The sequence below is a fragment of the Shewanella sp. H8 genome, assembly GCF_040285065.1.
GTDB lineage: Bacteria > Pseudomonadota > Gammaproteobacteria > Enterobacterales > Shewanellaceae > Shewanella > Shewanella polaris.
This window is the reverse complement of record NZ_CP157213.1, coordinates 4,479,678-4,490,743: the sequence shown is the minus strand read 5'-3', so window position 1 is coordinate 4,490,743 and position 11,066 is coordinate 4,479,678. Positions and strand designations below refer to the sequence as shown.

General features: G+C 40.1%; 11 protein-coding genes. 10 read left to right on the top strand and 1 reads right to left on the bottom strand.

All coding sequences use genetic code 11. The features are described 5' to 3' along the window. The first annotated feature begins 444 nt into the window (after window positions 1–444). The 6 genes from rpmH to ABIS04_RS19615 all read left to right on the top strand — a co-directional run bounded on the left by rpmH (window position 445) and on the right by ABIS04_RS19615 (window position 4,872). Window positions 445–582, top strand: coding sequence for a 50S ribosomal protein L34 (gene rpmH / locus ABIS04_RS19640; protein ID WP_006083827.1), 138 nt, complete (start codon window positions 445–447; stop codon window positions 580–582). 12 nt (window positions 583–594) lie between these two features. Next, window positions 595–951, top strand: coding sequence for a ribonuclease P protein component (rnpA, locus tag ABIS04_RS19635; protein ID WP_137224106.1), 357 nt, complete (start codon window positions 595–597; stop codon window positions 949–951). Continuing rightward, window positions 918–1,172 (top strand): membrane protein insertion efficiency factor YidD, encoded by a 255-nt coding sequence (gene yidD, locus ABIS04_RS19630; RefSeq protein ID WP_137224108.1) that lies wholly within the window; start codon window positions 918–920, stop codon window positions 1,170–1,172. Before rnpA ends, yidD begins: the two co-directional genes overlap by 34 nt. A gap of 3 nt (window positions 1,173–1,175) precedes the next feature. Next, on the top strand, window positions 1,176–2,804 hold the full coding sequence (gene yidC, locus ABIS04_RS19625; RefSeq protein WP_350432158.1) for a membrane protein insertase YidC: 1,629 nt from the start codon (window positions 1,176–1,178) through the stop codon (window positions 2,802–2,804). Window positions 2,805–2,885: 81 nt separating this feature from the next. After that, window positions 2,886–4,247, top strand: a complete 1,362-nt coding sequence (mnmE, locus tag ABIS04_RS19620; protein ID WP_137224112.1) for a tRNA uridine-5-carboxymethylaminomethyl(34) synthesis GTPase MnmE — start codon at window positions 2,886–2,888, stop codon at window positions 4,245–4,247. 10 nt (window positions 4,248–4,257) lie between these two features. Next, window positions 4,258–4,872 carry a 3'-5' exonuclease gene (locus tag ABIS04_RS19615; protein WP_350432157.1) on the top strand — a complete coding sequence of 205 codons (615 nt, stop codon included), beginning with the start codon at window positions 4,258–4,260 and terminating at the stop codon, window positions 4,870–4,872. Here ABIS04_RS19615 and ABIS04_RS19610 read toward each other — a convergent pair whose 3' ends face one another. Continuing rightward, window positions 4,873–5,739, bottom strand: a complete 867-nt coding sequence (locus tag ABIS04_RS19610; RefSeq protein ID WP_140235477.1) for a LysR substrate-binding domain-containing protein — start codon at window positions 5,737–5,739, stop codon at window positions 4,873–4,875. 141 nt (window positions 5,740–5,880) lie between these two features. Here ABIS04_RS19610 and ABIS04_RS19605 point away from each other — a divergent pair, with 141 nt between their 5' ends. From ABIS04_RS19605 to mnmG, 4 genes are all read left to right on the top strand, one after another. Then, window positions 5,881–7,011, top strand: a complete 1,131-nt coding sequence (locus ABIS04_RS19605; RefSeq protein WP_140235476.1) for an S-(hydroxymethyl)glutathione dehydrogenase/class III alcohol dehydrogenase — start codon at window positions 5,881–5,883, stop codon at window positions 7,009–7,011. Window positions 7,012–7,084: 73 nt separating this feature from the next. Next, window positions 7,085–7,930, top strand: coding sequence for an S-formylglutathione hydrolase (fghA, locus tag ABIS04_RS19600; protein WP_140235475.1), 846 nt, complete (start codon window positions 7,085–7,087; stop codon window positions 7,928–7,930). A gap of 283 nt (window positions 7,931–8,213) precedes the next feature. Next, a complete protein-coding gene (gene mioC, locus ABIS04_RS19595; protein WP_140235474.1) occupies window positions 8,214–8,654 on the top strand; it encodes an FMN-binding protein MioC in 441 nt (146 codons plus the stop codon). A gap of 471 nt (window positions 8,655–9,125) precedes the next feature. Beyond that, on the top strand, window positions 9,126–11,015 hold the full coding sequence (gene mnmG, locus ABIS04_RS19590; RefSeq protein WP_137224124.1) for a tRNA uridine-5-carboxymethylaminomethyl(34) synthesis enzyme MnmG: 1,890 nt from the start codon (window positions 9,126–9,128) through the stop codon (window positions 11,013–11,015). The last annotated feature ends 51 nt before the right edge of the window (window positions 11,016–11,066 follow it).

The following is an 11,066-nucleotide window of genomic DNA, read 5'->3' as shown; positions in this document are numbered from 1 at the left end:
TTATTTATCCCCAATATCTTTAATCAAAGGAGGTGTATTCTATAGTGAGATCACAATGATCGCTATCCTTAAAAGAATAATTATCCCCAACGGGATCATTCTGTGTATAGATCAGTGATCATCAAAGATCAAATTCGATCCATTATTTGTAAAATTCAAGCAGATCCAGCTTTATTAACCGATCCAACTTGATCTATAATAGCGATTCTTTGATCTATTAATACGAGTAAAGATCCACAAGATATAGTGTCTGTACACAGACTTATCCACATCTTCTGGTGCTTAATCGATAGTAGCTCAAAATAAAGTTTGGCAGAAATTTATCATATAAGTACTTTCGTTATTGACGGTAGCATTTAAAGTGATTACAATTCGGCCTCTTTTTTGCCCTTACCTCTAATTTTGGAGCTAAGGTAAATTCACTAACAAAGACGGATTGCCATCATGAGTAAACGTACTTTTCAACCTAGCAACCTGAAGCGCAAGCGTTCTCACGGCTTCCGCGCTCGTATGGCTACTGTAGGCGGCCGTAAGGTGCTTGCACGTCGTCGTGCGAAAGGTCGCGCTCGTTTATCTGCGTAAGTAGATAACTAGGTGACTAGCTATACCTTTTCGCGGGAGTTACGTTTGTTAACTCCCGCGCAATTTAAATCTGTATTCTCCAATCCAATCAAAGCATCCTCTGCTGAAATAACTCTGCTCGCAATTCCAAATTCAGAGCAACATCCTCGTTTAGGATTAACTGTGGCCAAACGTTTTGTTAAACGTGCAAACCAACGTAATCGTATTAAGCGTGTGATAAGAGATAGTTTTCGTTTACATCAACACGACATCCCAGATATCGATATCGTTGTATTAGTCAGAAATGGCGTGATGGAAATGGAAAATGCAGAACTACACAAATTAATAGAAAAGCTATGGCGCAAACTCAATCGCCGTTACAATGGCTAGCAACTACGGTTATTCGTGGTTACCAAATTATTATCAGCCCTTTATTGGGACCGCGGTGTCGGTTCAATCCAACTTGTTCTTATTACGCTATAGAAGCAATAAAAACTCATGGAACAGTGAAAGGTAGTTGGCTTGCTATGAAACGCATATTAAAATGTCACCCTTTACATCCCGGCGGTAGTGATCCCGTCCCCCCTAAAAATGACAGGTGTAATAAATAGGCTATGGAATCTCAACGCAATATATTGCTAATCGGTTTACTGTTTGTCAGCTTTTTAATGTGGCAGCAATGGCAAACAGATAAAGCACCACAACCAGCAGCGACTCAAACTGTTAGTCAAACTAACGCGGCATCGCAACACAGTGCTGACGTTCCTGAAGCAGATATAACTGGAGTACCAGTCGAATTACCTGCAACTAAAAACCTTATTAGCGTTAAAACTGATCAGCTTGATATTAAAATCAACCCGATTGGTGGTGACATTGTTTATGCAGCATTAGTGGCTCATAAACGCGAAATAAACAGTAATGATCCATTTGTCATTTTAGAGCAACACAACGATTTTACATATATAGCTCAAAGTGGACTCATTGGTCGAGATGGTATAGATAGTAGTGCTAATGGTCGTGCAACTTATAGTGTTCAAGCTAATTCATATTCGTTAGCTGATGGTAAAGACACACTAACAGTGCCATTAACTTATACTGCAAACAACGGTGTTACCTACATAAAAAACTTTACTTTTACACGGGGTCAATACGATGTAAAAGTTGATTACAGTATCAACAATACCTCTGCAGCACCTTTACAAGTGCAAATGTATGGCCAAATCAAGCAATCGGTTAAAGAATCAGAAAGCAGCATGATGATGCCAACCTATCGTGGTGCAGCATTCTCATCTCAAGATACTCGTTATGAGAAATATAACTTTGACGATATTGCTGAAAAGAATCTCAATAAAGTCACACTGGGTGGTTGGGCTGCGATGCTACAACATTACTTTGTGTCTGCTTGGGTTCCACCAGCAACAGATTCAAACACCATTTTCTCAAGTATGAGTGCTGGTGGATTAGCTAATATTGGTTTCCGTGGCGCGGTATATGATATTGCACCAGGTACAGCGAAAGAAATTAGCTCACAGTTTTATGTTGGCCCAAAAAATCAAAAAGCACTTTCAGCTATTTCTGAAACCTTAAACTTGGTTGTTGATTACGGTTTCTTATGGTGGTTAGCTATTCCAATCCATTGGTTATTGATGTTCTATCAATCATTTGTGGGTAACTGGGGTGTGGCTATTATTTTGATAACACTCACCGTCCGTGGTGGTCTATATCCGCTTACGAAGAAGCAATATACCTCTATGGCCAAAATGCGTAATCTCCAGCCTAAATTGGCAGAGATGAAAGAACGTTTTGGTGATGACCGTCAAAAGATGGGTCAGGCTATGATGGAGTTGTATAAAAAAGAAAAAGTAAACCCTATGGGCGGTTGCTTACCTATTCTGTTACAGATGCCAATTTTCATCGCATTATACTGGGTACTACTAGAAAGCTATGAATTACGCCATGCGCCATTCATGCTTTGGATTACTGATTTATCGGTTCAAGATCCATACTATGTATTACCATTGTTAATGGGCTTATCAATGTTCTTGATGCAGAAAATGCAACCGATAGCGCCAACAATGGATCCAATGCAAGTGAAAATGATGCAGTGGATGCCAGTTATCTTTACCGTATTCTTCTTATGGTTCCCAGCAGGTCTAGTACTTTACTGGTTAGTGGGTAACTTAGTTGCAATCACACAGCAGAAAATTATTTATGCAGGCCTTGAGAAAAATGGCATAAAATAAGCCTAAGCTCAATGTGGTATAACTGATTAAAAAGGCGGCTGATTAGCCGCCTTTTCCTTTATCAATTTTATAGGTAATACCGTGACAACAGACACTATTGTGGCACAAGCCACCGCCCCAGGACGAGGTGGCGTAGGTATCATTCGCATTTCTGGTGATTTAGCCACTAATGTAGCAAAAGCGATTATTGGCCATGTGCCTAAAACTCGTTACGCAGAATATTGTGACTTTAACAATGCAGACGGTCAGGTGATTGATCAAGGTATTGCGCTATTTTTTAAAGGACCAAATTCATTTACTGGCGAAGATGTCTTAGAACTCCAAGGCCATGGCGGCCAAATAGTACTTGATATGCTAATTAAGCGAGTAATGGAAATAGACGGTATTCGTATTGCTAGGCCTGGTGAGTTCAGCGAACAAGCCTTTATGAACGATAAACTCGACTTAACTCAAGCAGAAGCCATTGCAGACTTAATTGATGCCACCAGTGAACAAGCAGCAAAAAGTGCGTTGCAATCACTACAAGGTGAATTCTCAAAAGAAGTTCATGAGCTTGTCGACCAAGTAACCAATCTACGCTTATATGTAGAAGCCGCGATTGATTTTCCCGATGAGGAAGTCGACTTTCTATCCGACGGTAAAATTGCCAACGCGTTATATAAAATCATCAGTAAACTAGACACTGTACAAGCTAGCGCCAAGCAAGGTTCAATCATCCGCGAAGGAATGAAAGTTGTGATTGCTGGCCGCCCTAATGCCGGTAAATCAAGCTTACTTAATGCATTAGCCGGTAAAGAGTCAGCCATTGTGACTGAAATTGCAGGAACGACTCGCGATGTACTTCGCGAACATATCCACTTAGACGGTATGCCACTGCACATTATCGATACGGCTGGGTTACGAGATACACTCGACACTGTTGAACAAATAGGTATCGAACGCGCATGGGCAGAAATAGCCAGTGCCGATAGAGTCTTGTTTATGGTCGATGGCACCACAACCGAAGCTGTGAATCCTCACGAAATTTGGCCCGACTTTATCGACCGTTTACCGGCAAAACTAGGGGTAACCGTAGTACGAAATAAAGCAGATTTAACGGGTGAAACCTTAGATAAAACCGAAGAACAAGGCAGTTGTGTTTACCGGATATCAGCTAAAACAGGTTTAGGTGTTGATGAATTAAAGCATCACCTTAAATCATTAATGGGTTATCAAAGTAACTTAGAGGGTGGCTTTATTGCCCGTCGTCGCCATTTAGAAGCTCTCGACTTAGCCGCTAATCACTTACAGTTGGGCAAAGAACAGCTTGAAGTGTATTTAGCTGGAGAGTTACTAGCAGAAGAACTGCGCATGACACAAATGGCCTTATCTGAAATCACCGGTAAATTTACCTCAGATGATCTATTGGGCAAGATTTTTGGTTCATTCTGTATTGGTAAATAGGTGTAAATTGATGAAACTCGCTAACCAAGTTGTGGTGCTCGATTTTGAAACCACAGGATTATCACCAGATAACGGTGACCGAGCCATAGAAATTGGTGCGGTTAAGTTAGTTAATGGTCAAATAGTCGATACTTTTCAGGAATTGATTAATCCTGGTCAGCGAGTCAATAGCTTTATTGAGCAATACACAGGTATTAGCAATGACATGCTCAAACATGCCCTAGTATCCAAACAAGTTATGGGGCAGTTTTCCAAGTTTATTGATGGTTTTAATTTGGTGGCACACAATGCCAGCTTTGATAAAAAGTTTCTCGATGCTGAATTTAGTCATAGCAAACTGCATTACAATGGTCAGTTTGCTTGCTCGTTATTATTGTCTCGACGTATTAGCCAAGAAGTCCCCAACCATAAGCTTGGCACACTTGTAGATCATCACCAGTTACCTAACGATGGTGTGTTTCACCGAGCCTTGGCTGATGCCACCATGACCAGCCATTTATGGTTACATCAAATTGATGTATTACAGCAGCAACTGCCCAAGCAAGCTATTACCATTGAACTAATCAATAAAATATCCAGCCTTCCAAAAGCTCAAATTGCACGCTATTTGCGAACGATGAGCTAGTTACAACTCTTGCGATAACTTATCGACCAATAATCTCACTTTGGGTGATAAATGGCGATTATGCGGATACAAAGCCCAAATACCTTCTTTAGGTTGTTGAAAAGGAGCAAGCAATACCACTAACTGCCCCTCTGCTATAGCATCATTGACGTAATATCCTGGTAACTGCACAATCCCCAAACCACATATAGCTGCATTCAATAAACTCAAACCACTGCTACAAGCTAAAGACCCATGCACTTTTACCGTCTTAGGTTTACCTTGCTCAACAAAATGCCAATGTGACTGACTGCCGATTAAACAATTATGCAGACTTAACTCCGATAACGCATAAGGCGTGCCGTATTTAGCGATATAACTCGGGGCTGCGCACACATATTGGCTTCGACTAGTAAGCCGCTTTGCCATCATAGTCGAATTAGTTAATCGCCCTAACCTAATCGCCAAATCGTAACCACCGTCCACCAAGTCAAGTTGCTGATTAGTCAGTTCACAAATCACTTCAATGTCTGGATATTGCTGCATAAAATCAATCACTATCGGCATTATAAACTTTTCACCATAAGTCACTGGCGCAGTAATTCTAATAAGTCCTTGTGGCTTATCTTTTAAACTTGAAATGGCTCGTTCTGCTTCATCAAGACTGTTTAATACTTGGCGACAATGCCGATAATAAACCGAACCTTCTTCGGTTAACGATACTTTACGGGTGGTGCGATAAAATAATTTGGTGTTTAAACGGTTTTCAAGCTGACTGATTTGTCGACTTACTTGAGCTGTTGAAATGCTCAAACGTTTACCAGCCACAGTAAAACTGTCAGTTTCAGCCACTGCCACAAATTCGAAAATGCCTTCCCATTTCATCATTATTACATTCTCGTAAAAGTCATTTGCAAAATAAGCTGATTATCATTCTATGATAAACAAATACAATAACTAAATACACTACACTGTAGTAATACCTCTTAACCATGTTGACCATGGTCGTTAATGTTAAGGAAATCATTTATGTCAGCACAATTTATTAAATCAAAAGCCGCTATTGCTTGGGGACCTGGCCAGCCATTATCGGTAGAAGAAGTCGATGTAATGTACCCAAAAGCGGGTGAAGTCATGGTACGTATTGTGGCATCTGGGGTTTGTCATACCGATGCATTTACGCTTTCTGGTGATGATCCTGAAGGAGTATTCCCAGCAATTCTTGGTCATGAAGGTGGCGGCATAGTTCATATGGTCGGTGAAGGGGTTACCAGCGTACAAGTAGGCGATCATGTTATTCCGTTATACACAGCAGAATGTGGGGTATGTAAGTTCTGTACTTCTGGTAAAACTAACCTTTGCAGCGCAGTACGTGAAACTCAAGGGAAAGGATTAATGCCAGACGGCACTACGCGTTTCTTTAAAGACGGCAAGCCAATTTTTCACTACATGGGCTGTTCAACATTTTCTGAGTACACAGTATTACCTGAAATATCATTAGCCAAAGTCAGTAAAGATGCGCCATTAGAAGAAGTGTGTTTATTAGGCTGTGGCGTAACAACAGGTATGGGGGCAGTACTGAAAACAGCTAAAGTTCAAAAAGGTGATACTGTCGCTATTTTTGGTTTAGGGGGTATTGGTTTATCGGCAATTATTGGCGCCACCATGGCTGGTGCGAGCCGGATTATTGGTATTGATCTTAATGAATCTAAATTTGAACTTGCCAAAAAATTAGGTGCAACCGACTGCATTAACCCTAAAAACTTTGATAAGCCTATTCAAGAAGTGATTGTAGAAATGACCGACGGTGGTGTCGATTTCTCATTTGAATGTATTGGTAATGTCAATGTAATGCGCAGTGCATTAGAGTGCTGTCATAAAGGTTGGGGCGAGTCAGTCATTATTGGTGTAGCAGGTGCAGGCCAAGAAATATCAACCCGTCCATTCCAGTTAGTCACTGGTCGCGTATGGCGTGGAAGTGCATTTGGTGGCGTTAAAGGACGTAGTGAATTACCGGGTATTGTTGAGCAATACTTAGCTGGCGAATTTAAACTTGACCACTTTATAACTCACACTATGGGGCTTGAAGGCATTAATGATGCATTTGATTTAATGCACAAAGGTGAAAGTATTCGCAGCGTGATTCACTTTGCCAAGTAACGTTTAATTAATAGTGACAGGCGCAGTTAAGTGTAAAACCACTTAACTGCGTTCTGACAAATAAGGACACATCATGACCATTGAAAGTATCAGCAGTACCAAAGCATTTGGTGGTTGGCATAAACAATATAGTCATCAATCAAGTGCACTTAATTGCACCATGCGATTTGCTATTTACTTACCACCACAAGCCGAAAGCCAAAAAGTACCGGTTTTATATTGGTTGTCAGGGCTTACCTGTACTGATGAAAACTTTATGCAAAAAGCAGGTGCACAGCGAATAGCAGCAGAGCTAGGCATGGCTATTGTCGCACCCGATACCAGCCCACGAGGTGAAAATGTCGCAGATGATGCTGACGGCACTTATGACTTTGGTTTAGGTGCAGGCTTTTATCTAAATGCCACTAAACCACCATTTAGTCAGCATTACCAAATGTATGATTACGTGGTAAACGAATTGCCAGCATTAATTGAAGCCCATTTCCCAGTAACAGAGCAACGCAGTATTAGCGGTCATTCAATGGGTGGACATGGCGCGTTAACTATCGGATTAAAAAATCCGCACAAATATAACAGTTTGTCAGCATTTAGTCCTATTTGTCACCCAATGGACTGTCCATGGGGCATCAAAGCATTCCGCGGTTACTTAGGTGATGACCAGCAACAATGGAAACAATACGATAGCTGCGAGTTAATGGCCAATAGCCAACAATTTGTGCCCGCGCTGGTGGACCAAGGCAGTAATGACAATTTTTTGAATGAGCAATTAAAGCCACAAGACTTAGTTAAAATAGCAAAAGACAAAGGTTATCCGCTTGAGCTAAGAATGCAGCCTGGTTATGACCACAGCTATTATTTTATCGCTACATTTATTGAAGACCATTTGCGTTTTCATGCAAAGTATTTGTCATTAAGTTAGCTATCCAAGTAATACTGGAGTATTAACCCCATATCAACGAGCCTTATAAGGCTCGTTTTTTTATGCTAAAAACATTAAACACTCATGTTAACCAATAAACAAAGCCTAAATAAAAGCACTTAAAAACGCCTAAAGCACACTTATTTACACCGTTATCCCCCTTTATAAACACAAATAAGCCAACATTAATCGCAATTGAACGAGTAAAATAGCCAAATGCATCGCCCCACAGCAATCAAAACAGGTATGCAATAATGAAATACACAGATAATTTGGAGTCAAGATGGCAAAAGTAGCATTATTAGTAGGCACAACATTAGGCGGTTCAGAATATGTTGCCGATGAAATGGCGGCTCAACTTGCTGAGTTAAACCATCAAACAGAGGTCTTTATTGAGCCCAATATAAATGAATTACCAGATTTTTCAGTGTGGATTCTTGTCTGTTCTACTCATGGAGCAGGCGATCTGCCCGACAATATAGTACCGTTTCATAAGCAATTAATGATCGAAATGCCCGATCTTAACCATATAAAGTTCGCTTTATGTGCAATTGGTGACTCTAGTTACGATACTTTCTGCCAAGGACCAGAAAAAATAACCTCACTACTTTTACAATATGGATCTAAGCCTATTGTGGATAAGATCCAAATAGACGTCCAACGAGATCCAATACCTGAAGAACCTGCTCTAGCGTGGTTATTGCAATGGCAACATCTTATCTAAGCATATATAGGTCAGATCATTTTCTGCATAAATCATGATCAACCCACAGATTAGATCATACTTATCCACAATATGTTACTTCTTAGTATAACTTTGTGGATAAGCTATTATTTTTAGCGATCATAACTCTGTACTATTCACAGTCCGATCTGCTCAATGATCACCCTTGTGGATAATTACCCGATCTATCCCCATGTTATCTTGAGTTTGATCGCGATCAGATCACAGGTTAGTTTTAACTTTACCATATGATTTTAAGACAAAATTAAAGTTATCAACAGAAAAGTCCGATCCTAATAATAAACATAATAAAAAGATCTATATAAAGATCTTAAGATCTATTAAGCAAACCGCATCTTGATCAATCAGTGAAAAATGATCGTTCACGTTCAGACAAGCAAGTGCTAAAATGATCCAATCGAAAAAAGATTAAATTCGAATTTAACTTTCTTAGCTATCAAAGGTCAGATAATGCATTTTCATGAACGGTTTGATGTAATTGTTGTTGGTGGTGGTCATGCCGGAACTGAAGCAGCACTTGCAGCTGCAAGAATGGGCTCAAAAACATTATTGTTGACCCATAACATCGACACACTTGGGCAAATGTCTTGTAATCCTGCTATTGGAGGAATTGGCAAAGGGCATTTGGTAAAAGAAATTGATGCCTTAGGTGGCGCAATGGCAACAGCCACTGACTTTGCAGGTATTCAATTTAGAACGTTAAATTCCAGTAAAGGCCCAGCAGTTCGTGCTACACGAGCCCAGGCAGACAGAGCGTTATATCGTCAAAAAATCCAGCATATTTTACAAAATCAACCTAATTTACGTATTTTCCAACAAGCTGTTGATGACCTAGTTGTTGAAAATAATAAAGTTGTTGGTGTAGTAACACAAATGGGTTTGGCTTTCGAAGCACCAGCAATTGTATTAACAACGGGTACTTTCTTAAGCGGTAAAATCCATATTGGTATGCAAAATTACAGTGGTGGTCGCGCAGGTGATCCACCGGCAATTGCATTAGCAAATCGTTTACGAGAATTAAATATCCGTGTTGGCCGTTTAAAAACCGGAACCCCACCACGTATTGATGCTAATACCATTGATTTTTCACAAATGACCGAGCAAAAAGGTGACACACCATTACCTGTAATGTCATTTATTGGTGATGTAAGTCAGCATCCAAGACAAGTTTCTTGTTTTATCACTCATACCAATGAGAAAACCCACGACATTATCCGTGGAGGACTAGATCGAAGCCCTATGTATTCAGGTGTTATAGAAGGGATCGGACCACGTTATTGCCCATCTATTGAAGACAAAATCCACCGTTTTGCAGACAAATCGTCGCATCAAATATTTATTGAGCCTGAAGGGCTAAGCACTAATGAAATTTATCCAAACGGCATCTCAACCAGTTTGCCATTTGATGTACAGTTAAATTTAGTTCGTTCAATAAAAGGCATGGAAAACGCTGAAATTATGCGTCCTGGCTATGCCATAGAATACGATTATTTTGATCCACGAGATCTTAAAAACTCATTAGAGACCAAAGCCATTGAAGGACTGTTTTTTGCTGGTCAAATTAACGGAACAACAGGTTATGAAGAAGCCGGAGCACAAGGATTACTTGCAGGGATGAATGCATCATTGCAAGTACAAGGCAAAACTGCTTGGTGTCCTCGTCGTGATGAAGCTTATCTAGGTGTTTTAGTTGACGATTTATCTACATTAGGTACAAAAGAACCGTACCGCATGTTTACTAGTCGTGCAGAATACCGTTTATTACTTCGTGAAGATAATGCTGATTTACGCTTAACAGAAAAAGGCCGTGAACTTGGATTAGTTGATGATAATCGCTGGGAATCATTTATTATCAAAAGAGAATCGATTGAATTAGAACTTCAGCGTTTACGCAGCCAATGGGTTCACCCTAATTCAGCTTTACTGGGCGTACTCAATCCAGAATTAAATACTCCTATTTCACGTGAAGCATCATTTGAAGATTTATTACGTCGTCCAGAAATGGACTATGCAAAATTGATGTCATTAGAGGGTTTTGGTCCTGGACTCGAAGATAATCAAGCTGCTGAACAAGTACAAATTCAAGTTAAATACTCGGGTTATATACAACGTCAACAGGAAGAAATTGATAAAGCTATCCGCCATGAAAATTCATTATTACCATTAGATCTGGATTATCAAGAAGTGCCGGGGTTATCAAATGAAGTGATTGCCAAATTAAATAGCCATAAACCTGATACAGTAGGACAAGCATCGCGGATCTCTGGAATTACTCCAGCTGCGATATCAATCCTGTTAGTACATATGAAAAAACGCGGTTTATTGCGAAAAATAGCATAAATTTAGCTCTTTTTTCAAATCAATAACACGAGGGAAGTCATAAGACTTCCC

What these genes read in the sequence shown, in the direction of transcription:
- rpmH (WP_006083827.1), top strand. Translation starts at nt 445, where the DNA reads ATGAGTAAACGTACTTTTCAACCTAGCAACCTGAAGCGCAAGCGTTCT.
- yidD (WP_137224108.1), top strand. Translation starts at nt 918, where the DNA reads ATGGCGCAAACTCAATCGCCGTTACAATGGCTAGCAACTACGGTTATT.
- yidC (WP_350432158.1), top strand. Translation starts at nt 1,176, where the DNA reads ATGGAATCTCAACGCAATATATTGCTAATCGGTTTACTGTTTGTCAGC.
- ABIS04_RS19615 (WP_350432157.1), top strand. Translation starts at nt 4,258, where the DNA reads ATGAAACTCGCTAACCAAGTTGTGGTGCTCGATTTTGAAACCACAGGA.
- ABIS04_RS19610 (WP_140235477.1), bottom strand. Translation starts at nt 5,739, where the DNA reads ATGATGAAATGGGAAGGCATTTTCGAATTTGTGGCAGTGGCTGAAACT.
- ABIS04_RS19605 (WP_140235476.1), top strand. Translation starts at nt 5,881, where the DNA reads ATGTCAGCACAATTTATTAAATCAAAAGCCGCTATTGCTTGGGGACCT.
- fghA (WP_140235475.1), top strand. Translation starts at nt 7,085, where the DNA reads ATGACCATTGAAAGTATCAGCAGTACCAAAGCATTTGGTGGTTGGCAT.
- mioC (WP_140235474.1), top strand. Translation starts at nt 8,214, where the DNA reads ATGGCAAAAGTAGCATTATTAGTAGGCACAACATTAGGCGGTTCAGAA.
- mnmG (WP_137224124.1), top strand. Translation starts at nt 9,126, where the DNA reads ATGCATTTTCATGAACGGTTTGATGTAATTGTTGTTGGTGGTGGTCAT.